Origin of the sequence: Bacillus sp. FSL K6-1106, assembly GCF_038005245.1 — a bacterium.
Taxonomy (GTDB): Bacteria; Bacillota; Bacilli; order Bacillales; family Bacillaceae; genus Bacillus; species Bacillus altitudinis.
This window is the reverse complement of the sequence record NZ_JBBOSV010000001.1, coordinates 1,753,803-1,780,109: the sequence shown is the minus strand read 5'-3', so window position 1 is coordinate 1,780,109 and position 26,307 is coordinate 1,753,803. Positions and strand designations below refer to the sequence as shown.

At 41.9% G+C, this 26,307-nt stretch carries 31 protein-coding genes and 1 riboswitch; of the genes, 20 read left to right on the top strand and 11 right to left on the bottom strand.

Going from position 1 to position 26,307, the window contains the following annotated elements:
- Window positions 1–16 precede the first annotated feature (16 nt).
- Genes MHI20_RS09465 through MHI20_RS09450 form a run of 4 tightly spaced genes read right to left on the bottom strand, consistent with a single transcriptional unit; the run spans window position 17 to window position 4,046 of the window.
- On the bottom strand, window positions 17–385 hold the full coding sequence (locus tag MHI20_RS09465; RefSeq protein WP_007500307.1) for a hypothetical protein: 369 nt from the start codon (window positions 383–385) through the stop codon (window positions 17–19).
- 37 nt (window positions 386–422) lie between these two features.
- Window positions 423–1,544: a Ger(x)C family spore germination protein gene (locus MHI20_RS09460; protein WP_072367962.1), complete on the bottom strand. Its 1,122-nt coding sequence runs from the start codon at window positions 1,542–1,544 to the stop codon at window positions 423–425.
- Entirely contained in the window at window positions 1,541–2,635 is a 1,095-nt protein-coding gene (locus MHI20_RS09455) for a GerAB/ArcD/ProY family transporter (RefSeq protein WP_096881832.1), read from the bottom strand. Before MHI20_RS09455 ends, MHI20_RS09460 begins: the two co-directional genes overlap by 4 nt.
- Window positions 2,622–4,046: a spore germination protein gene (locus tag MHI20_RS09450; RefSeq protein WP_144665991.1), complete on the bottom strand. Its 1,425-nt coding sequence runs from the start codon at window positions 4,044–4,046 to the stop codon at window positions 2,622–2,624. The genes MHI20_RS09455 and MHI20_RS09450 overlap by 14 nt, the downstream gene beginning before the upstream one ends.
- Before the next feature lie 113 nt (window positions 4,047–4,159).
- Between MHI20_RS09450 and MHI20_RS09445 the strand changes: the two genes are divergently transcribed.
- Window positions 4,160–4,327, top strand: a complete 168-nt coding sequence (locus MHI20_RS09445) for a YvzF family protein (protein ID WP_017359274.1) — start codon at window positions 4,160–4,162, stop codon at window positions 4,325–4,327.
- 87 nt (window positions 4,328–4,414) lie between these two features.
- Window positions 4,415–5,809 carry a class II fumarate hydratase gene (gene fumC, locus MHI20_RS09440; RefSeq protein WP_017359275.1) on the top strand — a complete coding sequence of 465 codons (1,395 nt, stop codon included), beginning with the start codon at window positions 4,415–4,417 and terminating at the stop codon, window positions 5,807–5,809.
- Window positions 5,810–5,922: 113 nt separating this feature from the next.
- Here fumC and MHI20_RS09435 read toward each other — a convergent pair whose 3' ends face one another.
- Window positions 5,923–6,801, bottom strand: a complete 879-nt coding sequence (locus tag MHI20_RS09435) for a TetR/AcrR family transcriptional regulator (protein ID WP_282900776.1) — start codon at window positions 6,799–6,801, stop codon at window positions 5,923–5,925.
- A 192-nt stretch (window positions 6,802–6,993) separates the two neighbouring features.
- Here MHI20_RS09435 and spxO point away from each other — a divergent pair, with 192 nt between their 5' ends.
- Window positions 6,994–7,158 carry an anti-adapter protein SpxO gene (spxO, locus tag MHI20_RS09430; protein WP_096881830.1) on the top strand — a complete coding sequence of 55 codons (165 nt, stop codon included), beginning with the start codon at window positions 6,994–6,996 and terminating at the stop codon, window positions 7,156–7,158.
- Window positions 7,159–7,178: 20 nt separating this feature from the next.
- On the opposite strand, the gene MHI20_RS09425 is transcribed toward spxO, so the two are convergent.
- Window positions 7,179–8,510 carry a HAMP domain-containing sensor histidine kinase gene (locus MHI20_RS09425; protein WP_017359277.1) on the bottom strand — a complete coding sequence of 444 codons (1,332 nt, stop codon included), beginning with the start codon at window positions 8,508–8,510 and terminating at the stop codon, window positions 7,179–7,181.
- Entirely contained in the window at window positions 8,507–9,181 is a 675-nt protein-coding gene (locus tag MHI20_RS09420) for a response regulator transcription factor (protein ID WP_017359278.1), read from the bottom strand. The genes MHI20_RS09425 and MHI20_RS09420 overlap by 4 nt, the downstream gene beginning before the upstream one ends.
- 337 nt (window positions 9,182–9,518) lie before the next feature.
- Between MHI20_RS09420 and MHI20_RS09415 the strand changes: the two genes are divergently transcribed.
- The gene (locus tag MHI20_RS09415) at window positions 9,519–10,889 is read left to right on the top strand and encodes a S1C family serine protease (RefSeq protein WP_282900775.1); all 1,371 of its coding nucleotides are present in this window, start codon (window positions 9,519–9,521) and stop codon (window positions 10,887–10,889) included.
- 244 nt (window positions 10,890–11,133) lie between these two features.
- On the opposite strand, the gene MHI20_RS09410 is transcribed toward MHI20_RS09415, so the two are convergent.
- On the bottom strand, window positions 11,134–11,976 hold the full coding sequence (locus tag MHI20_RS09410; protein ID WP_340937728.1) for an oxidoreductase: 843 nt from the start codon (window positions 11,974–11,976) through the stop codon (window positions 11,134–11,136).
- Window positions 11,977–12,089: 113 nt separating this feature from the next.
- On the opposite strand from MHI20_RS09410, the gene MHI20_RS09405 reads away from it, so the two are divergent.
- The 3 genes from MHI20_RS09405 to MHI20_RS09395 all read left to right on the top strand — a co-directional run bounded on the left by MHI20_RS09405 (window position 12,090) and on the right by MHI20_RS09395 (window position 13,837).
- On the top strand, window positions 12,090–12,536 hold the full coding sequence (locus MHI20_RS09405) for a YusW family protein (RefSeq protein WP_171465740.1): 447 nt from the start codon (window positions 12,090–12,092) through the stop codon (window positions 12,534–12,536).
- Between the two features lie 145 nt (window positions 12,537–12,681).
- Window positions 12,682–13,512: an ABC transporter ATP-binding protein gene (locus MHI20_RS09400; RefSeq protein WP_008347057.1), complete on the top strand. Its 831-nt coding sequence runs from the start codon at window positions 12,682–12,684 to the stop codon at window positions 13,510–13,512.
- A gap of 73 nt (window positions 13,513–13,585) precedes the next feature.
- Complete coding sequence (locus MHI20_RS09395; protein WP_017359282.1) at window positions 13,586–13,837, top strand: YusU family protein; 252 nt, start codon at window positions 13,586–13,588, stop codon at window positions 13,835–13,837.
- 31 nt (window positions 13,838–13,868) lie between these two features.
- Here MHI20_RS09395 and MHI20_RS09390 read toward each other — a convergent pair whose 3' ends face one another.
- The 3 genes from MHI20_RS09390 to MHI20_RS09380 are packed head-to-tail and all read right to left on the bottom strand — an operon-like array spanning window position 13,869 to window position 14,628.
- Entirely contained in the window at window positions 13,869–14,216 is a 348-nt protein-coding gene (locus MHI20_RS09390; protein WP_007500333.1) for a spore coat protein, read from the bottom strand.
- A 12-nt stretch (window positions 14,217–14,228) separates the two neighbouring features.
- Complete coding sequence (locus MHI20_RS09385; RefSeq protein WP_060698253.1) at window positions 14,229–14,480, bottom strand: hypothetical protein; 252 nt, start codon at window positions 14,478–14,480, stop codon at window positions 14,229–14,231.
- Window positions 14,481–14,490: 10 nt separating this feature from the next.
- Window positions 14,491–14,628, bottom strand: a complete 138-nt coding sequence (locus tag MHI20_RS09380) for a YuzL family protein (protein ID WP_008347049.1) — start codon at window positions 14,626–14,628, stop codon at window positions 14,491–14,493.
- A 199-nt stretch (window positions 14,629–14,827) separates the two neighbouring features.
- Here MHI20_RS09380 and MHI20_RS09375 point away from each other — a divergent pair, with 199 nt between their 5' ends.
- The 13 genes from MHI20_RS09375 to MHI20_RS09315 all read left to right on the top strand — a co-directional run bounded on the left by MHI20_RS09375 (window position 14,828) and on the right by MHI20_RS09315 (window position 26,212).
- Window positions 14,828–17,215, top strand: coding sequence for a 3-hydroxyacyl-CoA dehydrogenase/enoyl-CoA hydratase family protein (locus MHI20_RS09375; RefSeq protein WP_178929905.1), 2,388 nt, complete (start codon window positions 14,828–14,830; stop codon window positions 17,213–17,215).
- Between the two features lie 12 nt (window positions 17,216–17,227).
- Window positions 17,228–18,403 carry an acetyl-CoA C-acetyltransferase gene (locus MHI20_RS09370; protein ID WP_058336902.1) on the top strand — a complete coding sequence of 392 codons (1,176 nt, stop codon included), beginning with the start codon at window positions 17,228–17,230 and terminating at the stop codon, window positions 18,401–18,403.
- Window positions 18,404–18,417: 14 nt separating this feature from the next.
- Window positions 18,418–20,199 carry an acyl-CoA dehydrogenase family protein gene (locus MHI20_RS09365; RefSeq protein ID WP_144665976.1) on the top strand — a complete coding sequence of 594 codons (1,782 nt, stop codon included), beginning with the start codon at window positions 18,418–18,420 and terminating at the stop codon, window positions 20,197–20,199.
- A 110-nt stretch (window positions 20,200–20,309) separates the two neighbouring features.
- Entirely contained in the window at window positions 20,310–20,666 is a 357-nt protein-coding gene (locus tag MHI20_RS09360; RefSeq protein ID WP_008356673.1) for an arsenate reductase family protein, read from the top strand.
- Between the two features lie 66 nt (window positions 20,667–20,732).
- On the top strand, window positions 20,733–21,116 hold the full coding sequence (gene gcvH, locus MHI20_RS09355; RefSeq protein WP_008347039.1) for a glycine cleavage system protein GcvH: 384 nt from the start codon (window positions 20,733–20,735) through the stop codon (window positions 21,114–21,116).
- 44 nt (window positions 21,117–21,160) lie between these two features.
- Entirely contained in the window at window positions 21,161–21,397 is a 237-nt protein-coding gene (locus MHI20_RS09350; RefSeq protein ID WP_008347037.1) for a YusG family protein, read from the top strand.
- A 127-nt stretch (window positions 21,398–21,524) separates the two neighbouring features.
- Window positions 21,525–21,869, top strand: a complete 345-nt coding sequence (locus MHI20_RS09345; RefSeq protein WP_008347035.1) for a toprim domain-containing protein — start codon at window positions 21,525–21,527, stop codon at window positions 21,867–21,869.
- Between the two features lie 11 nt (window positions 21,870–21,880).
- Window positions 21,881–22,183 (top strand): thioredoxin family protein, encoded by a 303-nt coding sequence (locus tag MHI20_RS09340; protein ID WP_007500346.1) that lies wholly within the window; start codon window positions 21,881–21,883, stop codon window positions 22,181–22,183.
- A 120-nt stretch (window positions 22,184–22,303) separates the two neighbouring features.
- Window positions 22,304–22,645, top strand: a complete 342-nt coding sequence (locus MHI20_RS09335; RefSeq protein ID WP_008347033.1) for an SCP2 sterol-binding domain-containing protein — start codon at window positions 22,304–22,306, stop codon at window positions 22,643–22,645.
- A gap of 102 nt (window positions 22,646–22,747) precedes the next feature.
- Window positions 22,748–22,856, top strand: a riboswitch (SAM riboswitch).
- Window positions 22,857–23,011: 155 nt separating this feature from the next.
- Entirely contained in the window at window positions 23,012–24,037 is a 1,026-nt protein-coding gene (locus tag MHI20_RS09330) for a methionine ABC transporter ATP-binding protein (RefSeq protein WP_024719778.1), read from the top strand.
- On the top strand, window positions 24,030–24,698 hold the full coding sequence (locus MHI20_RS09325) for a methionine ABC transporter permease (RefSeq protein ID WP_008347031.1): 669 nt from the start codon (window positions 24,030–24,032) through the stop codon (window positions 24,696–24,698). The genes MHI20_RS09330 and MHI20_RS09325 overlap by 8 nt, the downstream gene beginning before the upstream one ends.
- Window positions 24,699–24,712: 14 nt before the next feature.
- Window positions 24,713–25,534, top strand: a complete 822-nt coding sequence (gene metQ / locus MHI20_RS09320) for a methionine ABC transporter substrate-binding lipoprotein MetQ (RefSeq protein WP_007500351.1) — start codon at window positions 24,713–24,715, stop codon at window positions 25,532–25,534.
- 309 nt (window positions 25,535–25,843) lie between these two features.
- Window positions 25,844–26,212, top strand: coding sequence for a carboxymuconolactone decarboxylase family protein (locus tag MHI20_RS09315; protein ID WP_003212803.1), 369 nt, complete (start codon window positions 25,844–25,846; stop codon window positions 26,210–26,212).
- The last annotated feature ends 95 nt before the right edge of the window (window positions 26,213–26,307 follow it).

Genomic DNA, 26,307 nt, shown 5'->3' with positions numbered 1-26,307 from the left:
TGGAACATGCGCAAAATTAGTCCTTCTGTCCTGTGATTGGACGTTCGGATAGTTGATGGAGCTCAGGAACTGGAAAAGCCTCCTGCTCCTCGGCCGATTTGTCTTCCAGGGTTTTCTTCATCTCGGAAAGCAGTTTGACGCTTTCCTTTGCCACTGCCGCTTTTTTCTCTTGCAAATCAATGATCTGTGAAAGTCCAACAAATAAACCGCCTCCAATCAGAAGGAGCGCAGGGGTTTGTCCATAATAAATCACGATCAAAAATGTGCTTGAAAAGCTGTCGGCTTCAATGAAGAAATCTTCTTTTGATTGCATGAATACCACGACTAACAGGAGTATTCCTAGAATCAAAAATAGAATGCCGGCCGAAAGTAAAGCTCGTTTCATGATTGACACCCTTTTTTTCTTACCATTTTAACATACTCTATAAGGATTGTGTTGCGCCCTTAGTCCCGAAGTCACGGATTTTCACATTTACCTTGTAACGAATATCCGATTCACTGAAAATGTCATCCCAATGTTTTGCTTCTTTTCGGAATTCCTTCGGATAGGCAATACTCGCTTTTTGATAAAATCCACAAATATCTGCTTTGATCTCATGCTGTAATTCCCCGATAAAATCTTTCACATTTTCCTCCAGTCGATGTGCCACGACTTTCTCAATTTCTTGGAGGTATTTTTCATTAAATGCGTTTTCTCGTTCATTCCAATCCTCAGACAATCTTCCATCGAGTTCAACTGACACATCAAATTCATATTTGCCACTGGCTGCTTTATGGGTGTCGATGTTGTGTTTGATTTTAAAGATCTCAAAAGAATAAATGCTATGTTCATATTGGAATTCAATCACTCCGCCTTTAGCGTCTCCAGTCAACAGGTTGTAAGACTGCACTGCTAAAGGAGAAATGTTGGTGAGAAATCGTTTGTTCTGAATAATCGAGGCACCATCCAGCATTAATTTGCCCTGACTGACACTGACTTTCGGAATGGCAAAGGATACGTTGTTTTGCATAGCAGAAGAAATATCTCCTAAGGAAACGGGCTTGAACATACGAATGGTCGTTTTTGTATTCGAAGAAATATCGTATAAGGTGGAAGCGGCAGGCTGGCCGTCGTCATTGATTTTCAACATATCTCCAGGCTTCTCAGAAGCCATAAAGACAAGGCTTCCTCTTCGTGTTTCATTGTCCCGAATGAATTGATTGATGACCAAATCGAAATTATTTTCATTGATAAGGTCTTGAGAAAACAAATAAACCCTCAGCTGCTGAGCAAAAATGCGGTGTGTTTTTAGGGCCGTCGTACGAAAAATTTGGTGTATGGAATCACCGCTTGTTTCAATAATCTTCGTCGGATCTTTCACGCTTGATTCTTGCTCAATTTTTTGCGGAACGAGCACCTGCATAGACAGCTTCAATTTATGTCCGTCATCTCCTTTATCTACAGCAAATCCAATTGCCATGTTGAGCTCCTCGATATTTGTACTATCCCAGCACCCGCATAATAGAATCAGTGAGAAGAGCGCAAGAACCGCTTTCTTTTTCATGCTGTTTTCCGCCTCCTTTTGAAAAATACGATGATAAATAAAAGAAACGGGAGTATACCAAATAGAAGAAAGAACAAGTTGTTTACGTAGGTTAAATAGTCTCGGACCGTATCAACATCTTTTGGGAAAAGAGCGGCAAAGAAGATCACAATGCCCATCAAGGCGAGCGCGATTTTTTTAGGGAATTTAGTCAATTTGATGACTCCTATCGTAGCAAAAAACGTATATCCTACAAAGCTCGTATAAAGCTGGACAAGCCAAACAATCAGCAAAAAGGATTCAATCCGTTCAATAAAAATCCCCTGAATATCAAATGATTGAAATAAGGCAATGGTCGGCCACGTCAGAGTCGCCGTTTCTTTCACCGTGAGCGCACCAACTACAAGAATATAGGTGAAAATATAGATGATCGCAGGAATCAAAAAGCCGATGGTTCCGTATGCAAAGGTGTGTTTTTGCGTCTTCATATAGGCAGGCATAAAGAGCATCATTTCAATACCGACAAACGAAATGGCCGAAGCATTAAAGGAATTGAAGACAGGGGAGAAGCCCTCTCCTAAAACTGGTCGGAGGTTATCCAGCTCAAACTCTTGTACACTAAGTCCGAAGGCCACAAATAAGATGATGAGTGTGACAATCAGAAAAAAAGGACATAGCCGGGCAAAATCACCAATCCCCCCAATCACAAGATAAAAACCAACCAAAATAAAGCTGATCATCGTCACGGCTACAGGTGTGTTTTGAAGTAGAAAGAATTTCACCATCTCAGACATGGCTCGTACTTCATAGCTGGCAACGCCGAGAAAGTAAATAATAATCAACAGGTTGGCAAGTGAGCCAATCCATTTCCCAAGTCCTTCTTTTGTATAGTCATAGTAGGAAGAAAAGGAGACCTTTTTCATCATGAGCACATTGACAAAAATGAACACAATGTATATCACACTCATGAGTAAGAGTGCAATCCAGCCGTCAGGTGTAGGCGCAGCTTGAGCCATTGATCTTGGCAGAATCATCATACTTGCGCCTAGCGTGGTATTGGCGATAATGGCACTTGCCTGATAGCTTGTGATCGACTCTTTATGATTGACCATGTCGTTCCCCTTTCTTTTGATTTTTCAAAGGCAATCTGATGATGGAATTGTCCTCATTTTTATAACTGAACACAAAATCTGGTGAAAAATATGGGGTGCCAAAGCTTTTTTGTCTTGTCAAATGAGTGAGTAAGACGAGCATAAACAGGACAAGTCCATATAAACCGAATGTAGCTGCAGTAAACATGGACACAAAGCGAAGGACACGAAATGACATCCCCATCCCATATTGAGGAAAGGTAAAGGATGCAAGTGCAATGACGCTGACAATAATGACCATAATGGAGCTGACAATATGGGCTTGTACGGCTGCCTGTCCAATGACAACTCCGCCCACAAGTCCGATTGTTTGTCCAAGTGGATTAGGAAGCCTTAACCCAGCCTCTCGCAGCAGCTCAATGGTCATTTCCATGATGAGTGCTTCCACAATAGGAGGAAATGGGACATTCTCTCGTGTGCTTGAGATGGAAATAGCTAAAGTTGTGGGCAAAAGACCTTGATGGAAGGACACAAGGGCAATATAAATGGCTGATAAAAACAATGTGAGAAAGATGGACGTAAAACGTAGCAAACGAATAAGAGAAGCGGCGATCCATCTTTCATAATAATCATCAGGTGACTGCATAATCGTCGCGAGGGAAGCAGGCACAATTAAGATAAAAGGCGAATGATCGACAAAGATGGCGACGCGCCCATTGTTTAAAGCAGATGCGACTTTATCAGGCCGTTCTGTGTTTTGAATTTGCGGAAAAGGAGAATACACATTGTCTTCAATGAGCTCCTCAAGAACGCCTGAGTCTTGAATATCATCAATGGTGACTTGTTTGAGACGCTTTTTTACCTCTTTTAAAACAGAGGGCTCAACGATACCGTCAATGTACATGATCGATACTTGGGTGTATTTCTTTTCGCCGATCTTCATGTCAACTGTTTTGAGATCAGGGTTTTTCAAACGTTGTCTGACGAGAGCTAAGTTCGTGTTTAAATCTTCAATGAAGCCAATTTTTGGCCCCCTTGCGACGGTTTCAGACGTAGCATCTCCTAAACTGCGTTTCTTCGTTCCGTGCGTTTCTAAAATATAAGCGTGCTGAAATCCATTAATCAGTACGACACAATGTCCTTGAAAAATAGCATCTACTAGTTCTTCAGAGGTTTCCACCGTACGAGTTGTCATCATTGATAAATTGGATTCTAGCTTCTCTTTTGTTAGAGTTGCATGATCTTGCAATAGCAGTTTTAAGAAGGTTTGAATCTGCATCGCTTCGTTCATTTCTTTAATGTATAAATAGTAGACAACCTGTCCATGAGGCAATGTTTTTTTCTCATGGATCAAATCATCCATGTCCTTTAACTGAGGGAGAATGACAGAGAGATTATCGTATAAGTGCTCTTTCAATGGAGTTTGATTCAAATGGATCACCCACCTCAATTTCTTTTTCTTAGCATTACCTGCTTGAAAAAACAATATTCTGTGTTACATTATTTTGTGGTATATGAAAGAATCACGGTGTTGGAGGAAAGAAGATGGCGCAAATTCGTTTAGCAGGAACAAAAGAGGAGATCGACCTTATTCTACAGTCGTTTGACAAGCATTATGAGGTGACTTATACGTCAAAAGATTACGGAAAAACAAATCCAAAATACAAATATTCCAAAGATGTTCGTGTTTATATTGAACTAAAATTAAAATAAAGATAAAATTTTAATTGAAAACGCTTAAAGGATTTTCGTTTTTTGTATAGAATAGAGTTGAGTGATGAAGCTATGGAGGGATACATAATGACAGAATTTAGAATCGAAAAAGATACAATGGGCGAAATCAAGGTGCCACAGGACAAGTTCTGGGGTGCACAAACACAACGAAGCAAAGAAAATTTCAAAATCGGTTCTGAGAAAATGCCAAAGGAAGTTGTGAATGCGTTTGCAATTTTGAAACGTAGCACAGCGATTGCGAACGAACGTCTAGGCAACTTAGAAAGTGAAAAAGCAGAAGCGATTGCTGCTGTATGTGATGACATTATCAGTGGAAAATATGACGAGCATTTCCCGCTTGTTGTATGGCAAACAGGAAGTGGAACACAAAGTAACATGAACATGAACGAAGTCGTTGCAAATAGAGCAACTGCTTACTTGAAAGATAAAAATAGTGAATTCAGCATTCACCCGAATGACGATGTCAACCGCAGCCAAAGCTCAAATGATACATTCCCAACGGCTATGCACGTGGCAGCTGTTTTAGCTGTGTACAAAAAGCTATTGCCTGCGATTGACCAGTTAAGAGCGACGCTTGATGAGAAAGCAAAAGCATACCAAGAGATCGTGAAAATTGGCCGTACGCATTTGCAAGATGCAACACCTCTTACAGTGGGCCAAGAGATTAGCGGCTGGGTGTACATGCTTGATCGTTCAAAAGAAATGATTTTAGAATCTACTGAAAAAATGAGAGAACTTGCCATTGGCGGAACAGCTGTTGGTACGGGAATTAACGCACATCCTGAGTTTGGTAAATACGTGGCAGAAGAAATCAGCCAGTTAACAGGTCAAACGTTCAATTCTTCACCAAACAAATTCCATGCGTTGACAAGCCATGATGAAATCACATATGCACACGGTGCGCTTAAAGCACTTGCAGCTGACTTAATGAAAATTGCCAATGATGTGAGATGGCTTGCAAGTGGTCCTCGCTGCGGAATTGGTGAATTGATCATTCCTGAAAATGAGCCAGGCAGCTCCATTATGCCAGGAAAAGTCAACCCAACTCAAAGTGAAGCTTTAACAATGATTGCCGCACAAATCATGGGGAATGATGCAACGATCGGTTTTGCCGCAAGCCAAGGAAACTTCGAGCTGAACGTATTTAAGCCGGTCATCATCTATAACTTCCTGCAGTCAGTTGAATTGCTTGCTGACGGTATGAACTCATTCCATGACAAGTGTGCCGTTGGAATTGAACCAAACCTAGAAACGATCGAGAAAAACCTAAACAATTCATTGATGCTTGTGACGGCACTCAACCCGCACATTGGATATGAAAATGCAGCGAAAATTGCGAAGCTTGCGCACAAAGAAGGATTAACACTAAAAGAAGCTGCCCTTCAATTAGAACTATTAACAGAAGAGCAGTTTGAAGAGTTTGTGAAACCAGAAGAAATGGTGACACCGAAAGCAAAATAAGACACCAGAGGCCTCTGTGCCTCTGGTTTTTTTATGGAAACTCCCTGAAATCACAGAAAAGAAGTTTGATTGTTTGTCACAATCATAAACCCAGGGCAACCAAGCCCTGGGTTTTATAAATGATCTTCTTTTAGAATGCGTAATAAGGAGCCTGAGACCGGCTGAAGCGGTGTGTATAATTTCAATTGGTAAAGCATGCCTTTGACGATGACTTGTCTTGGTTTTTGTTTGTTTAACTCATTTTCTAAAATGCCAAGCGCTTCAAATAAATCTGGCTCGTCTTTCACTTCATAATGTGCTTCAGCCAGCTCTCTTAATTCTTTTAATAGAGATTCTGTGAGCGGGTCAAATGATCGTTCATAAATCGGGCCGAACCAGTCGCTTGCTTGGTCCACAGAAATGAGTGGATGGTCATTTCGCTTCATCATACCGCCTATTAGATCATCGATACGGTGAATCATTGTTGCGGCAAGCTCCTCTGCTTCGAGCTGAAAATCATATAAAATGGCAAGCTCAAAGTAAACGTGACTCATGCCCTCAATCGTTAAACATAGATCAGCCATATAAGGAATGGCTGCATCTCCATACACTTGCTTAATGTTATCAATGTGCAACTGAATCGTCGCAAGTCGAATTTGCTTTGCGAGCTGCTGCGTTTCTTCGTTCAATGGGAGCGCCCTGTCGCTTAGCTGCATTTTAATAAAATCTTTTTGCTGCAAAATATTATCGTAATAGACAGTGAGCTGTTTCCGGTAGGCCTCTTTTGGTGTGCCGCCCTCTGTTTGAACCTCGTGAATCCGGGTAAATACCTTATCGTAATAGTAATGCAAGATCGAAATAAGCAGTGCTTCTTTCGATTTGAAATAAAGGTAAAACGCACCCTTTGACATGTGGCATTCATCTGCAATTTCCTGAACAGACGTTGTATTATAGCCTTTGCTGGCAAATAACTTCATACCAGCCTCAATAATCATTTTTTCTTTCTTTTTCAATATGAATGTCATCCTTTCTTACCGAGAGACAAATGTCTTAGGAAACGTGCGCAAAGAGATGTGACTTATCGGTCATAAACGACAAAACTTTTCAAAAATTAATCAGATTGTAACTTGTTTTTTACAGTGTAATTCTTTATATTATAAAGTAAGGTGACCAACCGGTCAAAAAATGTGAAAGGATGATGTTCCATGAGAGAAATTGATGATATGATTAGACGCTTGAAAACAAAAGGAATTCAAGTAGAAAAAGTCAAAATGCCGAAAGAGACAACCATTGAAAAGAAATGGATGTATCAAGCTGGCAAGAAAATCAAAGCCACATACCGTGATTTCAATGGGTATTCATTCATCTAAAAAAGACTGCGGTGTAAAACCTACAGCCTCTTCTTTGGAACAGTGATCGTATAGCGTACACCTAGTTCATCATTTTCAATTGATATGGACGCTTGATGCATTGAAAGAATTCGTTTGACAATGCTTAATCCAATGCCGAATTCGCCCTTTTTTCCCTTACTAAAAGGTTCGTATAGGCTGGATAGCATGTGTTCTTCAATTGGAGGGCCATCATTACGAATGACGATGCGAATTTGATCCTCTTCCTGCTTCATATGAATATCAATTTTACTTTTTGCGTAGCGAAGTTGATTTTCTAATACATTTTCAAATAATTTGCTCCATTGTTCTGGATCGCCTTCAAGTGCAGCCTCATCATCTAAGTCCACGTTCCACTGCAATTCATTTTTCGACCAGCGTAAACGGTCAACCACTTCCAGCATTGTATTACTCACAAGGAAGGGAGAATGCGCCGGATGTTGTTTTGATAAATAATCAAGCTTTGTTAAATACAGCAAATCTTTGATTTTCTTCTCAAGCTTTTCCGCTTCGCCTTCAATCACTTCCACCGTTTGTTCAAGATCTCCTTTAGGGAAAATTCCATCTTTAATAGACTGCGTATAACCGCGGATGACCATCACAGGTGTTTTTAAGTCGTGTGATATATTTTGCAAAAGCGTTCGTTCTGTTTCATCCTTTTGAATGAGCTTTTGTCTCATTTCTTCAATCGTATGCCCCAGTTTGCCAATTTCATCTTGCCGGTCAACAATCACAGGATCGTCCCAGTCTTCTTGTGCAATGCGCTTGACGTGCTTTTCAAACGCGACAATTGGACGTGATAAGTAGCGGGCGAGCCAAATCGATGGAATCCAGCTTAGTAAAATAACCGTTCCTAAGATGAAAATCAGCTGTTTAAACAGTGTAAAGGACAAGTCATCTCGATAAGAATCGGGTGCATATGACAAGAGAATATATTGTGTATTGCCTGTTGAGACTTTTTTGATCACAAAAAAGATATGCTGACCATTCACTTCTTCAGAATAGCGTTTTGTTGCGCTTTTTTGTTTTTTAACAAAGGACTGCACTTTTTCAATAAAGGCATGCGGGAAAAACTGAGCCATTTGATTTAATTCATCTGACGGAATCAGAATGTGCTGAACCGAGCGGTTTTCTGGTGTCGACTTTGGTGAGCCGTCTCGATTCAGAGGGTATTCTGTTAACACTTGCTGCTCGTTTTCGATGTTTTTATAAATTTCATTCGTAAAGAAGCTGCGTAATGTATTTGAAAATAAAATGATCAGGACAATCGAGATGGTGAGTAAAATGCCAGAGATGACAACCCAAATTTGAAAAGCGAGTGGTTTGTTCTTCATCCTTTTAGCATCCTATAGCCAAATCCATAAATGGTCTCGACTTTTAAGTCAGGCATTTTTTTGCGCAGCCGTCTGACAAGATCATCGACCACACGATCTGTCCCGAAGTAATCGTGCCCCCAGATCTTGACGAGGATATCTTCCCGGGAAAAGGCATGTCCTTGATGATGGGTAAATAAGAGCAGCAAATCAAATTCCTTAGACGTTAAGTTAATCAGCTGATCTCCTTCATACACCTCTCTTACGTCCTCATGAATGATATAGGAAGAAACGGGTGTGACGCTTTGCTGCGGTGTGTCACTGTTTTTATATACAAGCTCCAGCAGCTTTTGCACACGGATGATCAGCTCGCGCGGAAGAAAGGGTTTCGCAATATAATCACTGCTCCCGAGTTCTAAGCCAAGCACACGATCAATATCTGCATCACGTGCCGAAATAAAAATGACCGGTACGTCAGGCGAGGCTGCTTTGATTTCTTTAATGAGTGTGTAGCCGTCTGTATCAGGCAGCATAATATCTAAAATCCATAGATGCGGGGGCTTGTTCATTGCTTCGCGTGCCGCTTCTCCGGTTAAAAAAGAGGAAACATTCCAATTTTCACTCTCTAAATATTTGGTTAACAGTTCATTTAAATTCTGCTCATCTTCAACTAAATAAATGGTGTACGACAAAGTCTTCCACATCCTCTCAACGTCATTATAACGGGATACAAAGGCGGCATGTCAACAATAACACGCTTTTTTCACAATTTCACATATTCTTCTCATCATTATCCCATAATGTTTGTTTATGATAAGCTCAAGGGAAAAAAGGGCATAGACAAAAGGCTAATGAATAGGTGCTTTTCACCAATGTGCACACCTTGCTTTTTTTCTATGAATAAGTATTATATAATTTGACATATTGTCATAAAGAATTTTTCAATGATATTGCCATTAAGAGGACATGAGTCCTGTCTAGACATATGAATGAAGCATTTCATGAAAATGATGCAAAGGAGTGCAAGCGATGGATTTCCGAAGAGAAGATGAAGAGAAAAAGATGAATGATCAAGAACACACACATCAAGAGAATGAGAAACAAATAGAAGAACCAGAAAAAGAGAAAGAACTCGTTTTTCACCATCATGAAAACGAAGCATCTGCCTCTCAGGAGAGGGTGTCAAACGAATCTCCTCAAGTGATTGATGACCGTTCGTCTAAAAAGGAGAAAAAACGGAAGGCTGCATGGTTGAGTCCGATTCTTGGAGGGATTATTGGTGGCGGTCTTGTGCTTGGCATTACACCGCTTTTACCGCAGTCACAAGATACAGCGGCAAACACTCAAACCCAAACAGCATCAAGCGAACCGGCTTCATCTGAAAATTTCTCAACAAAACAAATCACCAATGCGACGAATGTTGCTGATATGGTAGAAGATTTAGAGCCGACGATTGTAGGGGTCTCAAACTATCAATCTACACAAAACTCGTTCGGTCTTAGCGGTGATTCAACTGAAGCAGAAGCTGGAACGGGTTCTGGTGTCATCTTCAAAAAAGATGGCAAAAAAGCATACATTATCACAAATAACCATGTAGTCGAGGGTGCCAATAAATTAAAGGTCACACTATACGATGGAAAAACAAAAGATGCGAAGCTTGTCGGCAGTGACGTAATGACAGATTTAGCTGTCGTGGAAATAAATGCTGACGGCATTGATAAAGTTGCAAGTTTTGGAGATTCTTCTAAGCTTCGTGCTGGAGACAAAGTCATCGCAATCGGGAACCCGCTTGGTGCGCAGTTCTCTGGTACAGTAACAGAAGGGATTATTAGTGGTCTCGATCGTACCGTTGAAGCCAATACATCATCTGGAACTGTTGAGATGAATGTGCTTCAAACAGATGCAGCCATTAACCCTGGAAACAGTGGCGGTCCGCTGATCAATACAGACGGTCAAGTCATCGGCATCAACAGCTTGAAAATTAGCGAAAGCGGAGTAGAATCACTCGGATTTGCGATCCCAAGTAACGATGTAAAACCGATCGTAGATCAGCTGTTGAAAAATGGAAAAGTCGAACGTCCTTACCTTGGCGTACAAATGATTGACCTTGAGCAAGTGCCTGAAACGTATCAGGAAAATACACTTGGCCTATTTGATAAACAAATCGGTAAAGGCATTTATGTAAAAGATGTTTCAAAAGGATCTCCTGCACAAAAAGCAGGCTTGAAGTCTGGAGATGTCATCATCAAGTTCAAAGGAAAAGATGTAGCGAACAGCTCACAGCTGAAAGAAATCCTTTATAAAGAAACAAAAATTGGCGATAAAACGACAATGACTGTCATCCGTGATGGAAAGAATAAAAATCTTGATATTACCCTTGGGCAGTCTGATAACGAATAAAAGAAAACAGGTGGATAATCGATCCACCTGTTAGATTGTTGACAAAGGGCTAAAATGAACTTTATTTTAGCCCTTTGTCTTCTTTTTTTCAGCGTGATAGAAAGCCTTTGCAGTCTAGGAAGGACGAGTACTGGCGCGGAGCGAATTTGACATTCGTGAGCACCAGCACGCAGGACTGACAAAGAATGCGAGGGTTTGTCTACACGCTGACAGGTGGATAATCGATCCACCTGTTTTTTTGTGCCTATTTTTTTGAAGATAGTGTCCGTAAAATAATGTTTTCCCATACATTCCAAGGCAGGAGCTGCTTTGCTATGAATGAAAGCCGAACACCTTTCCCCACAAGATACCTTAGCTTCTTTAGCCGCTTCTTCTCTGCAAGCGAAACCACAAGCTCTGCAACTTCACCGGGATCACCATAGTTGTTTTTTTGCGCCTCTATATAGGACATCATGTTTTGATAAATAGTTGTGTATTTAGAACCTTCTGCGGGTGGTGTCATTTGCTCATTCATGGAGGTGTTCCAAATGTTCGTTTGGAAAGAACCCGGCTCAATCAAAGCGGCCTGAATGCCAAACGCAGCCAACTCAATTCGCAAACTCTCTGTATAGCCCTCTAGCGCAAACTTTGACGATACATATGGAGAGAGTGCGGGCATTCCCATGAGTCCGCTGATACTGCTCATATTCAATATTTTTGCACCGCTCGTCATCAACGGAAGGACTGCTTGTGTCATTTCCATCACACCAAAGACATTCACTTCAAATTGCTCACGGTACTGATCAACAGGCACCTCTTCAGCAAAACCAGCATAGGCCGTTCCCGCATTGTTCACAAGCAGGTGAATGGGAGCATAGGCATTAAGCCTTTTTTGAAATGCTTGAATGGACTGTGTATCTGTTACATCTAATGCTTCAATATGTATCGATTCGGATAAAGCGGCGTTCTTTACTTCTTCGGCAAGCTTTTTCGCATTGGTTTCCTGTCTTACGCCAGCAATCACAGTGTACCCTTGCTGAGCAAGACGCAATGTGATGAGCTTTCCGAAACCGCTGTTGGCACCAGTCACAATGGCTGTTTTATTCATCATCCGGTTCTCCTTTTTGTTTTAATCTACCATAGTCTGCTGTTTTATTGAATAACGAAAAGGGGCTTGGAGAAGAATAAAAAACGATGCTATGAAATAGGAGGAAACACATGATGTGCTGGAAGAAGGCGGGACTGCTAGGAGTGCTGTTCTTTATGCTGTCTGGCTGTCGTTCAATCGAACCAATACAACATCCACATGAAGCAGAAGCTGAAAGTCTGTCAGCTGTTCAAATGAAGGAACTGCCATTTCAGCATTTGCAATTGCACGTACAATATGGACAAAAAAGCGAATTATATGAAGCTACCTATCGTCAAGCTGGTGGAAGAGAAGAAGCACTAATTCGAGATCATATGAATGGTGTCCGCTATGAAGGGGAAGAAGCTTTACGTGAAATGAAGATGAAGCTCAATGATATGTCGATTCCTAGTGCAAAGCTGAATGAAACATATGTCAATGAATTATTATCTGCTTTTAATTTAGATGATGATTATCAGCGGATACGAGTCGATATCAAGCTCGAAGATGGGACAAAACGTGCATTCGAAAAGAAAAAGTAAACGAGACTTTCTCATTTTTTAATTGAAAATGATTTTCAAGATCACTTAAATCTGATACACTAAATTGAGATAAGTGATCTTTGACGTCTACATAGACGATATTCAATATAAAAAATTTGGATGAGAAAAGGAGCGTTTGAGCGGAATGAGTGCCATTTCTACTGAAGGTTTAAGCTTAGGTTACGGAGAAACAATGATCATAGACGAACTAAATGTGTCAATCCCTAAGGGTGAAATCACAGTATTTATTGGCAGCAATGGATGCGGTAAATCCACGCTACTTCGCTCTTTGGCCCGTCTCATGAAGCCAATGGGTGGTTCTGTCCTGCTTGAAGGTCATTCCATTGCCAAATTACCAACAAAGGAAGTGGCGAAACAGCTCGCCATTCTTCCGCAAGGACCGGAAGCGCCAGAAGGGTTAACGGTACATCAACTCGTCAAGCAAGGGCGATATCCTTATCAAAATTGGCTGAAGCAATGGTCAAAGCAAGATGAAGAAGCGGTAAATCGTGCACTGAAGTCAACGAAGATGGAAGACCTTGCTGATCGAACGGTTGATTCATTATCAGGTGGACAAAGGCAGCGTGCATGGATTGCGATGACATTGGCACAGGAGACGGATATTATTCTATTAGATGAGCCAACAACGTATTTAGACATGACGCACCAAATTGAAATCCTGGATCTTCTTTTTGATTTAAATGAAAAAGAGCAGCGCACGATTGTCATGGTTCTGCATGACCTCAATCTCGCTTGCAGATATGCACATCACCTTGTGGCCATTAAAGACAAGTCAATTTATGCAGAAGGAAGACCGGAAACTGTCATTAACTGTGATCTTGTGAAAAATGTCTTTGATATGAACTGCCAAGTAACAACAGATCCTTTATTCGGAACACCGTTATGTATTCCGCACGGCAGAGGACGCTGTATTGTCCAACAGGCACAAGCTGAGACATTTCTTGCTGCAAGATAATCGTATGTGAAAAGCCTGACATCTGTTACACGCAGAGTCAGGCTTTTTTCTGAAAAAAAGGAGCGGAATACAAATGGGAAATGAATTAGATGAAAAGCTCGAAGGCCTGCTTGATAAATATACAGAGCTGCTGCTTGGTGAAACGAATGAGGAACTGAAAAGAGATGTCTCGCAGTGGATCATCTATTCTCATATTGCCAAAAGCATGCCGCCTTTAGCCAAGCATTTTAATGACACGTATCCAGAGGCAAAAGAAGACATCAAAGAAACGATTCAGCGGATCAAGCAATTAAATGAAGCTCATCGTGCCAATAAAGACCGTTAAAAAACTGCCAGTACGAGCTGGCAGTTTTTCTTTATGACATGGGTGATGATCCGTACGGTGATTGATCTGTCAGTGTTTGCTGGAACTTCTGATGTGCCTGCTGGAGCTTCTGCTGGTCAGCGGCTTCGACAGAGTACCAGCCATATTTGAACATGACATCATATAAATGTCTTTGCGTTTTTTGTGTTTCTAGCGCAATTCGCTGAATATCTTGGTAAAGAGATTCATGGCTGAATTCATTGAGCGCTGTGTTATATCCGCTTGTCATATATTTTTCAGTCGACAAAAGGTCTGTGACAAAGTCGCGATCGTTCATGTTTGTCGTTGTTGGAACCGGCGTTTGTGGATTCCCGATTTTTTGTTGGTTTTGCTGTTCCATGTCTGTTACCTCCTATTGCATAAAGCCAGAAGACTGGCCTTGCCCTGAGCTGCCTAAATGTTGAAGTATTTGTGTGTAATGCTGATGGTGCATTTGACCAACTTGATTGAGTTCTTGTTTCAATGTTTGATCCTGACAATGCTCGGCCATAAAGTGGGCCTTTTTCATCGCGATCAAATTCCAGTTCAGCATATCCTCTAGGTACAAGGAATCCTTTACTGAAATTACCTGTGGGGGCATATTCATTTGCTGGTTGTTCAAGATGTGTTCCTCCTTACGATTTCTTTTTATATTGCTGATTTTGACTGGTCTTTTTACCGCCTAGGTCTGCTTCTTGTGATGGACCTGCGTTTCCTTTCACACTTGCAGCACTTACGCCTGCTTTTGATGGGTTCTTTTGCAAACGAGACATGTGGACATCACCTCCATTCTTACAATTCCCCCTCGTCTTTAATTCATACGCTGTAAAGAAAGACGCATGAGAATGTGTAAATTTTTGAAATCTGCTATTGAACTGTTTCGGAAAATCTTTTAAGATAAAGAAAGAGGCATTGCTTTTTTTTGGACAAAAAATGAATGACTGTTCATTCAAAATGTTTAGGGGGATATTTATGGGCAAACATATTCGCAAGGCGGCTGTCATTGGTTCAGGTGTCATGGGCTCAGGCATTGCTGCACATCTAGCCAATATCGGGATACCAGTAACATTGCTAGATATTGTGCCACATGAACTGACAAAGGAAGAAACGGCAAAAAAGCTAACGCTTGATCACCCTAGTGTTCGGAATAGATTAAGCCAAGACGCAATGAAAAAATTGTTAAAGCAAAAGCCAGCACCTCTTACTTCAGCCAAAAACCTATCATACATCACACCCGGAAATCTCACAGATCACCTTTCCTTATTACACGATGCTGACTGGATCATTGAAGTCGTCACTGAAAAGCTCAGCATTAAACAACACGTATTCTCTCTCATCGACGAACACCGCAAAGAAGGCAGCATCGTATCCAGCAATACATCCGGTATTTCTGTTGAAAAAATGGCAGAAGGCCGATCAGCTGATTTTAAACGCCACTTTTTAGGCACTCACTTTTTTAACCCAGCTCGTTATTTAAAGCTGTTAGAAGTAATTCCTATTCAAGAAACAGATCCAGAAGTACTCTCATATATGAAAACATTTGGTGAAGATGTACTTGGCAAGGGTGTGGTCGAAGCAAAAGATACACCGAACTTTATTGCCAACCGAATTGGCACTTATGGGCTTCTTGTCACAGTGCGTGAAATGCTTGAGAACAAATACACGATCGGAGAGGTCGATTCTGTCACAGGTCCTCTTATTGGCAGACCGAAAAGTGCGACCTTCCGCACACTTGATGTGGTGGGGCTCGACACATTTTCTCATGTAGCCCGCAATGTGTATGAACAGGTAGAAGGAAAGGAAAAAGATATTTTTCAGCTGCCTGAGTTTATGGAAAGAATGCTCGAAAAAGGGTGGATCGGCAGCAAAGCAGGGCAAGGATTTTATCAAAAAAACGGAAAGACCATTTTAGAGCTTGATCCTGTCACACTCACATACGGAGAACGGACAAAGCTAAAGGATCCGGGCATTGACATTGCCAAGCAGCAAAAGGGGACAAAAGCGAAATTGAAAGCGCTTATTTATCAAGATGGCCGTGCTGGGCAATTGCTTTGGAATATGACCGCACCTGTTCTTCTTTATTCAGCTCATCTAAAAGGCGACATTGCGGATGATATTCAGTCCATCGATAACGCCATGAAATGGGGATTTGGCTGGCAGCATGGCCCGTTCGAGCTGTGGGATGCGATTGGCGTGAAAAAAGCCGTCAGTCGAATGGAAGCGGAAGGGCACAGCATCCCGTCGTGGGTGCAAGATATGCTTTCAGAAGGACATGACACATTCTATCAAGAAAATGCCGAAGGAGACCGTGCATTTTATCAGAATGGTGCTTATGAACAGGAAAAGGGAAACGACAAGAATATTTCGTTAGCTAGATTGAAAAAGAAACACGATGTCATTTTTAAAAATACGGGTGCAAGCTTGATCGATATCGGGGATGATGTTGCCTTGCTTGAATTTCATTCGAAAAGTAATGCCATTGGGCTTGATGTCATTGATATGATCAATCGTGCTGTAGATGAAACGGAAAAGAATTATAAAGGGCTGGTCATCGGTAACCAAGGAAAGAACTTCTGTGTTGGTGCGAATCTCGCCTTAATTTTAATGGAAGCACAGGACGACAACTTCTTTGAAATTGATTTTGTCATTCGCAGGTTCCAGCAGGCGATGATGAAGGTGAAGTATAGTGACCGTCCAGTTGTGGCTGCACCATTTGGTATGACACTTGGCGGAGGGACGGAGCTTTGTCTACCAGCAGCCGCTATCCAAGCGTCCAGTGAAACGTATATGGGGCTTGTCGAAGCGGGGGTCGGGCTCATACCGGGCGGAGGCGGAAACAAAGAACTCTATATTCGCCATCTGCAAGGAGCGGAAAAGCCATCAGCAACTGCAATCCAAGATGCTACGCTACAAACCTTTGAAGCCATTGCGATGGCAAAGGTATCTACATCAGCAGAGGAAGCGCGTGATATGAAGATGCTCCGAGTGAATGACCGGATCAGCATGAATGGTGATCATTTAATCCATGATGCGAAACAACTCGTTCTTTCTCTTGATGAAGCGGGTTATCGTGCACCTCTGAAGCGAAAGGTGCCCGTGATGGGGGAAACAGGCTACGCAGCAATGGTGCTGGCTGCTGAAAACATGAGATTGTCTGGATACATTTCAGACCATGACATGACCATTGCGAAAAAACTAGCGCATGTCATTTCTGGCGGCAAATTGCCATTTGGTACAGAGGTGGATGAACAATACTTATTAGAGCTTGAAAGAGAAGCCTTTTTAAGTCTTGTAGGGGAAGTCAAATCTCAGGCACGCATGCAGCACATGCTCGTTAAAGGAAAACCTTTACGTAACTAGGGGGGAGTCAAAATGAGAGAAGCAGTGATTGTAGCTGGCGCAAGAACACCAGTAGGGAAAGCCAAAAAGGGATCATTAAAATATGTCAGACCTGATGATATGGGCGCATTGTGTGTAAAAGAAACGCTAAAGCGTGCCGGTGATTATGATGGAACAATCGATGATTTAATCATCGGATGTGCGACACCAGAAGCAGAGCAAGGGCTGAATGTGGCCCGGAATATTGGGGCGTTAGCAGGTTTGCCATATACAGTACCTGCTATCACCATTAACCGCTATTGCTCTTCTGGTCTGCAGTCAATTGCTTATGCAGGTGAACGAATTATGCTTGGGCAGGCAGAAACCATTTTGGCCGGAGGCGTCGAATCGATGTCGCAAGTCCCAATGATGGGTCACTCCATTCGTCCAAACGCTCTTTTGGCAGAGCAAGCGCCTGAATACTATATGAGCATGGGCCACACAGCGGAGCAAGTGGCGCAAAAGTATCAGGTCACAAGGCAAGATCAAGATGCTTTTGCGGTGAGGAGCCATCAAAAGGCAGCAAAGGCACTTCAAGAAGGGAAATTTTCAGATGAAATTGTTCCCGTTGATGTGACAGAAAGACGGGTAGGAGAGCAGAATCAACTAGAAGAACGCCAATTTACGTTCTCACAAGATGAAGGTGTCAGAGCGGGCACAACAGAGGAGGTTCTCTCAACGTTACGACCTGCCTTCTCAACAAAAGGCACAGTGACTGCAGGAAACTCTTCGCAGACGAGTGATGGAGCGGCATGTGTCATGATGATGGATCGCGAAAAAGCATCTTCTCTTTCTCTTCAGCCACTCGCCAAGTTCAGAGCGTTTGCTGTTGGTGGTGTACCACCTGAAGTCATGGGAATTGGGCCGGTTGAAGCCATTCCGCGTGCGCTGAAAATCGCTGGTCTAGAGCTGAAGGACATCGGGCTGTTTGAATTAAATGAAGCATTTGCTTCTCAGGCGATTCAAGTCATTCGTCATTTAGGGATCGATGAAGAGAAGGTAAATGTCAACGGCGGCGCCATTGCATTAGGACATCCGCTAGGCTGTACAGGAACGAAACTCACGCTGTCCCTCATTCATGAAATGAAACGGCGAAATGAACAATTTGGTATTGTGACGATGTGTATCGGCGGGGGCATGGGAGCAGCAGGCATTTTTGAATTGATCTAAAGGGGGAAAACAGGATGAAAGCAATGGAAGATGTAAAAAAGGGTGGCAGTTTCTTAATAGATGAGACGAATTATGAGCATATCTTTACACCAGAGGATTTCTCTGATGAACATCAAATGATCGGGAAAACAACAGAAGATTACATTTTACAAGATGTCGTTCCGCACATCGATCAAATTGAAAATCATGAATTCGAGCATTCTGTTCGTCTCTTGAAAAAGGCTGGAGAGCTTGGCCTGCTTGGTGCGGATGTTCCTGAGGAATTTGGCGGGCTTGGGTTAGATAAAATCAGCTCAGCCATCATTACTGAAAAATTTGCAAGAGCAGGCAGCTTCTCTCTTTCTTACGGCGCCCATGTCGGGATCGGTTCTTTGCCGATCGTGCTGTTTGGCAATCAAGCGCAAAAGGAAAAGTACCTGCCAGGACTCGCCTCTGGAGAAACAATTGCGGCCTATGCCCTAACAGAGCCAGGGTCAGGTTCTGATGCGCTAGGTGCGAAAACAACGGCAGTCCTGAATGAAGCTGGAACACATTATGTCCTCAATGGGGAAAAACAATGGATTACAAACTCCGCATTTGCCGATGTGTTTGTCGTGTATGCGAAGATTGATGGTGAACACTTCTCTGCTTTCATCGTAGAAAAGGATTTTCCTGGAGTCAAAACAGGACCTGAAGAGAAAAAGATGGGCATTAAAGGGTCCTCGACGAGAACGTTAATCCTTGAAGATGCCGAAGTGCCAAAGGAGAATTTGCTTGGTGAAGCAGGCAGAGGTCATGTCATTGCCTTTAACATTTTGAACATTGGACGCTATAAACTGGCTGTAGGGACAATCGGTGCATCAAAACGAGTCATTCAATTATCGGCAGAGTATGCTAATCAGCGCAAGCAGTTTAAAACACCAATTTCTCAATTTAGCTTAATTGGCGAAAAAGCAGCCAACATGTCGGCAAAGCTTTATGCCATGGAAAGTGCTGTATACCGCACAGTCGGGTTATTTGAACAAAGAATGGGTCTGTTAAGTGACGAGGAGCAAAAGGATGGGAAACAAATTGCGCAATCCATTGCAGAATATGCGATTGAATGCTCTCTTTGTAAAGTGCTTGGCTCTGAAACGCTCGATTATATTGTGGATGAAGGTGTGCAGATTCACGGCGGATATGGTTTCATGCAAGAATACGAAGTCGAAAGAGCCTATCGCGACTCACGAATTAACCGTATTTTTGAAGGAACGAATGAAATTAACCGATTGCTTGTGCCAGGCACCTTCTTGAAGAAAGCGATGAAAGGAGAGCTTCCGCTTCTTCAAAAAGCGCAAACCCTACAGGAAGAGCTAATGATGATGATGCCGGAAGAGCCGGGTGATCAGCCGCTTGATCAAGAGAAATACTTACTTGCCCATGCGAAAAAGATCGCCTTGATGGTATCTGGAATGGCGGCGATGAAATATGGGAAAGCATTAGACAAAGAGCAAGAAATCCTTGTGAATATAGCAGATATCGTCAATGAACTCTTTGCTGCTGAGTCGGCGGTCTTGCGTACGGAAAAAGCAATCGCAGCATCAGGCACAGAAAAAAATGCACAAAAGCTTGCGTATACACAAATTTTCACGCAGGAAGCCTTTTTAAAAATTGAAGCTCATGCGAAAGAATCATTGATTGCCATGGAAGAAGGAGATTCACTCCGTATGAGTCTGTCAGCCCTTCGCAAGCTGACAAGATTCACGCCAATGAATGTCATTGCGAAAAAGCGTGAGGTGGCGAAACGAATCTTTGAAGCAGAGAAATATATCGTATAAGACGGCTGAAAAGGTGCGGATATCATGCCGCACCTTTTTGTAAGCATACATTTAGGTTTTTCATATGTTTTGTGATAAAATGTTGTCACTATTTGCAGGAGGTGAAAATGGTGGCTTTAGATTTTTACGAATACCCATCTTGCGGTACATGCCGAAAAGCAAAGAAATGGCTGGAAGAACACAATAAAGACATCAACAGCATACATATCGTCGAAGAGACGCCTGATAAAGAAACATTAAAAGCCCTTTACGAAAAAAGCGGTTTAGAGCTGAAGAAATTTTTTAATACGAGCGGTCAGAAATACAGAGAGCTGCAGCTGAAAGATAAACTTCCTGCAATGTCAGAGGACGAGCAGCTTGAATTACTTGCGTCTAACGGAATGCTGATCAAGCGTCCAATTACAACAGACGGCAAACGAGTGACAGTTGGATTTAATGAAGATACATTTAAAAGCGTCTGGAAATGATGTAACTTTCATTCAGATTGTGGTATCTTCAATATAGATTGTAAGAAAAGACTGGAGGGGTATGAAATGAGCACACCAAAAGATTTACGTTATTCAGAAGAACACGAATGGGTCAAAGTAGAAGGAGATAAGGTGCGTATCGGTATTACGCATTTTGCTCAATCTGAGCTAGGCGATATCGTGTTCGTTGAGCTTCCTGAAGTAGGAGACAAAATTACAGCGGACGAGCCTTTCGGAAGTGTAGAATCAGTCAAAACAGTTTCTGAACTATACGCACCGATTAACGGCACAATCGTTGAAGTAAACGATGAACTTGATGACAGCCCAGAGTTCGTCAACGACTCTCCATACGAAAAAGCTTGGATGATCGTAGTAGAGCCAGCGGATGCATCTGAAATCGAGAACCTAATGACAGCTGAGCAATATGAAGAAATGACAAAAGAAGACTAATTCATGTGAAATTGGACACTCTACCTATATAGGGGGTGTCCAATTTGTCTTTTCAAAAAGAACAGGTGGATATAACAGAGCATGTCACTGGACGATTCAAAGAGAGTGGCATGGTGCTTTACCATCAAAACGAAGAGATTGGTACGATGATTAGTGAAAATCAATATGAATTAAAATCAGGTTATTCCTATGATCAAAACCGTTTTTATCGTCTGTCAGATACATTGACCCATGGGACTGAAAAATATGTAGACTGTGACGATGAAAATGGCTGGTGCTGATCACAGATAAGGCTGCAGTGAGTGCTGCAGTCTTTTTGTTGATCAATTGCCCAATCTTTACAACCTGAATGAAAGATTGTAATCTAAGGAAGAAGTGAATCAACGTCAAAAGGGCCGGGTGATCGTGATGAATGTCGAGATAGAAAAGGTCATCATTGTAGAAGGTAAATCAGATAAACAGAAGCTAAAAGAAGTCATAAGTGAACCTGTTACCATCATTTGCACCAATGGCACGATCAGTACATCGAAGCTGGATCAGCTTGTGGACGATTTATTCGGGAAAGACGTTTACATATTAGCAGACAGTGACGATGCTGGCGACAAACTGCGGAAGCAATTTCGAAAAGAATTCCCTGAAGCACTGCATCTTTTTGTCGACAGAACGTACCGCGAAGTGGCCGCTTCACCGTCAGCCCATATTGCATCTATTCTATTAGCTGCAAACATTGATGTTCATTCGAAATATTTATAAGGGTGACGTATATGAAAGAGATTGAAGAGCATGAATTCAAGGAGATAGAGGACGATTTATTTCTTTTGTACTTATATACACCATTTTGCGGAACATGCCAGCTGGCAAAGAAGATGCTGGCAGTGGTTGATGCCATGCAGCCGGAAGTTCCTTTTTATGAGAATAACTTAAATTACTCGCCAAGTTTTGCGAAAGCATTTGAGATCGAAAGTGTCCCTTGCTTTCTCCTGTTTAAAAAGGGTGAAATCGTGCAAAAAGGCTATGCCTTTCACTCCGTTCCATATCTTCATGAAATGATTGAAACCGCTAAATAAAGCGGTTTTTTGTCATATTTCAAGCAATTCATTTGAAAATTTGTCGAGCTATTTATAAAGGACAAGCCGATGTTTGTAGAGAAATGTTATGTATAACCAAATGACAGGGAGGTTATACATGTGGAAAATGTGAAAGCCCATGGAAGTGCAGGGCAGCGATTATTGTTAAAGCCGTTGCTCTCATCATCATCCTTGAAGATTACATTTGAGGCGGAAACGGACTCTTGTACATTGATTGTGGATGAACGTGGTGAAGTGAAGAAACTACCTGCAATTGAGTTATCGGATCTCATCTTTTATGGTGAGCGAAAAGAGATTTTGCAATTATTAGATGGAGACATGTCCTTACAGCAGCTGATCAGCAGAGGACAAGTGAAAGTGAAAGGCTCATTTCGAGCACTTCTTCGACTAGAAGCAGTACTTTGGCTGACGAACGGTTTTTTTCGAAAAATGATAACGTAGTCGTTTACTTGGAAATTAGCGATTTACAGCGTTGACATATCTCAGATAGCATGATATTCTACGTTAGTAAAAACATGAACATCACATAAAACAACATATTTTCTCTTATTAAGAGAGGTGGAGGGACGTGCCCTATGAAACCCGGCAACCGTCAGCATAGCTGAAATTGGTGCCAATTCACTCAAAGCCGCAACGCTTTGAAAGATGAGAGAAAGGCGTATTTGATATAAAAGGCCTTTCTGCTTGCGTTGCAGTTAGGTCTTTTTTACTGACCTGGCGTCAGGCTAGCGTCATAACAGTCGGAAGAATAATTGAACTTATGTGATGGCAACCTATAGATTCAGCAAGAAAGCAGGTGAACAGACTGTGATCCATTTACAGAATGTATCAAAAACGTATCATTCAAAAAGCGGAAATGTTGATGCCGTGAAAGACGTCAACTTGGATATCGATAAAGGTGAAATATTCGGAATTATCGGGTATAGCGGCGCAGGGAAAAGCTCCCTGATTCGCCTATTAAACGGTCTGGAGCTGCCAACAGAAGGAATCGTTGAAGTGGCAGGCAACCGAATCAATGAAGTATCGAATGCGAAACTTCGGAAAGCAAGACAAGAAATCAGCATGATTTTCCAGCACTTTAACTTGCTCTGGTCAAGAACAGTGAGACAAAATATTATGTTCCCGCTCGAGATCGCAGGTGTACCAACGTCAAAACGGAGAGCTCGTGCAAACGAACTGATTAAATTGGTCGGTTTAGAAGGAAAAGAAAATGCCTATCCTTCTCAGCTCAGCGGCGGACAAAAGCAGCGTGTAGGGATTGCGAGAGCATTAGCGAATGATCCAAAAGTTCTGCTATGTGATGAAGCCACATCTGCGCTTGATCCACAAACAACAGATTCCATCCTTGAGCTTTTAGCCGATATTAATAAACGACTAGGGCTCACCATTGTATTGATCACACATGAAATGCACGTCATTCGCAAAATTTGTCATCGTGTGGCGGTGATGGAAAATGGCCGTATTGTCGAAGAAGGCGAAGTATTACGTGTCTTCAGACAGCCGAAAGAAGAAATGACGAAACGATTCGTGAAACAGCTTGCTGAACCAGAAGAAGCAAAAGAAACGATCGAGCACGTCCTAGAGAGAGTAAAAGAAGGTCAGGTCGTCCGGTTGTCCTTTATCGGAGATTCTGCCGAGCAGCCGTTGATCACGGAAATCATTCGATCCTTCAAGGTCGATGTGAACATCCTGCAAGGAAAGATTTCTCAAACGCAGGAAGGCGCGTTTGGAACACTCTTTATCCATATTAATGGAGACGAGAACGAAGTTGAAAAAGCCATCGCCTATATCCAAAGCAAACAGGTTGAAATCGAGGTGATGACACATGTTTGAGAAATGGTTTCCGAACGTTGATCTAGAGGTTATTTGGAACGCGACGGGTGAAACGGTCTATATGACACTCATTTCATTGGCATTTGCCTTTGTGATCGGTATTATTCTTGGCCTACTGCTCTTCCTTACAGGAAAAGGCGGTCTTTGGGAAAATAAACCGATCAATGCTGTCATCGGCGCAGTCGTCAACATTTTCAGATCGATTCCTTTTATCATTTTAATTATTCTTTTACTAGGGTTTACGAAATTTTTAATGCATACAATTTTAGGCCCAAATGCAGCATTACCAGCCCTTGTCATTGGCTCAGCTCCTTTCTACGCACGTCTTGTTGAAATTGCACTGCGTGAAGTAGACAAAGGAGTCATTGAAGCAGCACGATCTATGGGAGCGAAAACGTCAACAATCATTTTCAAAGTATTGCTGCCAGAATCATTGCCAGCCCTTATTTCAGGTATTACCGTAACAGCGATTGCTCTGATTGGCTCTACTGCGATTGCAGGAGCAATTGGGGCAGGCGGACTGGGTGACCTTGCTTATGTGGAAGGATACCAATCTGGTAATACAGATGTCACACTTGTAGCCACTGTGTTTATTCTGATCATCGTCTTTATCATTCAAATAATCGGTGATTTGATTACAAATAAAATTGATAAACGTTAAGGGAGGAATTATTCATGAAGAAATTGATTTTAAGTGCACTATTTCTAGCATTTGCAGGCATTTTAGCTGCGTGCGGTTCATCAAATAACGCAAGCGATAACAAAACCATCACGGTTGCCGCTTCAAAAACACCACATGCCGAGATTCTTGAAGAAGCAAAACCACTTCTAAAAGAAAAAGGCTACGATCTAAAAGTGAAAGTACTGAGCGATTATAAAATGTACAACAAAGCATTAGCTGAAAAAGAAGTGGATGCAAACTTTTTCCAACACATCCCTTACTTAAACGAAGAAAATAAATCAAACAAAGATTACAACCTAGTAAGTGCTGGTGCCGTTCACCTTGAGCCTTTCGGTATCTACTCTAAGAAATACAAATCAGTAAAAGATATTCCAAACGGCGGCACGATCATCATGACAAACAACGTAGCTGAGCAAGGACGTATGCTTGCCCTATTACAAAATGCTGGTGTGATCAAGCTTGATCCAAAAGTAGATACAATCAACGCAACAGTCAAAAACATCAAAGAAAACCCGAAGAACCTAAAATTCAAAAAAATCGCTCCTGAACTAACAGCAAAAGCTTATGAAAACAGTGAAGGCGATGCAGTATTTATTAACGTTAACTATGCGATCCAAAATAAATTGAATCCGAAAAAAGATTCAATTGAACTTGAGCAAACGAAAAACAACCCGTATGCAAACATCGTCGCTGTTCGCAAAGGTGACGAAAAATCAGAGAAGATCAAGGTATTAATGGAAGTTCTTCACTCTGATAAAATCAAAGAATTCATCGACAAAAAGTATGATGGTGCAGTATTGCCTGTATCTGAATAACAACTTGTAAACCTCGCTTTCATCAAAGCGAGGTTTCAACGTGTAGACAAACCCTCGCATTCGTTGTCAGGTCTGCGCTCCGGTGCTCACGAATGTCAAATTCGCTCTGCTCCGGTACTCGCCCTTCCTAGACTGCAAAGGTTTTCTATCACGCTGAAAAAAGAAGACAAAGGGCTAAAATAAAGATCATTTTAGCCCTTTGTCAATCATCTGCAACCTCGCTTTCATGAAAGCGAGGTTTTTTTGTGTATTTTTTCAAATCTCGCTCATAATAAAAACGAACAAATGACCTGAAGGGATGGAATGAAGATGAATGAACAACATATGAGCGGATCGATGCAGCAATCACTGACGGATTATAAAACGGCAATGGGTGAATTTCAGAAGAAAATGCCGGTGTTTGGCAAGAAATTCAATGAATTTACGGAGCAGTGCTTCCAGAGCGATTCCTTAACACAAAAAGAAAAACAAATGATTGCCCTCGGCATCAGCATTCATGCACAGGATGAATATTGCATGATCTATCATACAAAGGGAGCGCTCGATCAAGGCGCAACAGAAGAGAATTTGCTGGAGGTCGTCAGTGTGGCGGCAGCGTTTGGCGGGGGTGCTGCGCTAAGTCAAGGCATAACAGTTGTTCAGCAATGTATCGATGAATTTGGAGGACAGACGCATTAAGGGAAGGATAAGATGGTATTTATCCATCTCAGGGAGTTGAGTCGTTCTCAGCCGGTTGTGTGAGAAAATATGCCAGCATAGCGTGTTATATCCCT

Excerpts from the sequence above, each read along its gene's own strand:
- MHI20_RS09465 (WP_007500307.1), bottom strand. The coding sequence starts at position 385 with ATGAAACGAGCTTTACTTTCGGCCGGCATTCTATTTTTGATTCTAGGA.
- MHI20_RS09460 (WP_072367962.1), bottom strand. The coding sequence starts at position 1,544 with ATGAAAAAGAAAGCGGTTCTTGCGCTCTTCTCACTGATTCTATTATGC.
- MHI20_RS09455 (WP_096881832.1), bottom strand. The coding sequence starts at position 2,635 with ATGGTCAATCATAAAGAGTCGATCACAAGCTATCAGGCAAGTGCCATT.
- MHI20_RS09445 (WP_017359274.1), top strand. The coding sequence starts at position 4,160 with ATGGCGCAAATTCGTTTAGCAGGAACAAAAGAGGAGATCGACCTTATT.
- fumC (WP_017359275.1), top strand. The coding sequence starts at position 4,415 with ATGACAGAATTTAGAATCGAAAAAGATACAATGGGCGAAATCAAGGTG.
- spxO (WP_096881830.1), top strand. The coding sequence starts at position 6,994 with ATGAGAGAAATTGATGATATGATTAGACGCTTGAAAACAAAAGGAATT.
- MHI20_RS09425 (WP_017359277.1), bottom strand. The coding sequence starts at position 8,510 with ATGAAGAACAAACCACTCGCTTTTCAAATTTGGGTTGTCATCTCTGGC.
- MHI20_RS09415 (WP_282900775.1), top strand. The coding sequence starts at position 9,519 with ATGGATTTCCGAAGAGAAGATGAAGAGAAAAAGATGAATGATCAAGAA.
- MHI20_RS09410 (WP_340937728.1), bottom strand. The coding sequence starts at position 11,976 with ATGAATAAAACAGCCATTGTGACTGGTGCCAACAGCGGTTTCGGAAAG.
- MHI20_RS09405 (WP_171465740.1), top strand. The coding sequence starts at position 12,090 with ATGTGCTGGAAGAAGGCGGGACTGCTAGGAGTGCTGTTCTTTATGCTG.
- MHI20_RS09400 (WP_008347057.1), top strand. The coding sequence starts at position 12,682 with ATGAGTGCCATTTCTACTGAAGGTTTAAGCTTAGGTTACGGAGAAACA.
- MHI20_RS09395 (WP_017359282.1), top strand. The coding sequence starts at position 13,586 with ATGGGAAATGAATTAGATGAAAAGCTCGAAGGCCTGCTTGATAAATAT.
- MHI20_RS09390 (WP_007500333.1), bottom strand. The coding sequence starts at position 14,216 with ATGGAACAGCAAAACCAACAAAAAATCGGGAATCCACAAACGCCGGTT.
- MHI20_RS09380 (WP_008347049.1), bottom strand. The coding sequence starts at position 14,628 with ATGTCTCGTTTGCAAAAGAACCCATCAAAAGCAGGCGTAAGTGCTGCA.
- MHI20_RS09375 (WP_178929905.1), top strand. The coding sequence starts at position 14,828 with ATGGGCAAACATATTCGCAAGGCGGCTGTCATTGGTTCAGGTGTCATG.
- MHI20_RS09370 (WP_058336902.1), top strand. The coding sequence starts at position 17,228 with ATGAGAGAAGCAGTGATTGTAGCTGGCGCAAGAACACCAGTAGGGAAA.
- MHI20_RS09365 (WP_144665976.1), top strand. The coding sequence starts at position 18,418 with ATGAAAGCAATGGAAGATGTAAAAAAGGGTGGCAGTTTCTTAATAGAT.
- gcvH (WP_008347039.1), top strand. The coding sequence starts at position 20,733 with ATGAGCACACCAAAAGATTTACGTTATTCAGAAGAACACGAATGGGTC.
- MHI20_RS09345 (WP_008347035.1), top strand. The coding sequence starts at position 21,525 with ATGAATGTCGAGATAGAAAAGGTCATCATTGTAGAAGGTAAATCAGAT.
- MHI20_RS09340 (WP_007500346.1), top strand. The coding sequence starts at position 21,881 with ATGAAAGAGATTGAAGAGCATGAATTCAAGGAGATAGAGGACGATTTA.
- MHI20_RS09325 (WP_008347031.1), top strand. The coding sequence starts at position 24,030 with ATGTTTGAGAAATGGTTTCCGAACGTTGATCTAGAGGTTATTTGGAAC.
- metQ (WP_007500351.1), top strand. The coding sequence starts at position 24,713 with ATGAAGAAATTGATTTTAAGTGCACTATTTCTAGCATTTGCAGGCATT.
- MHI20_RS09315 (WP_003212803.1), top strand. The coding sequence starts at position 25,844 with ATGAATGAACAACATATGAGCGGATCGATGCAGCAATCACTGACGGAT.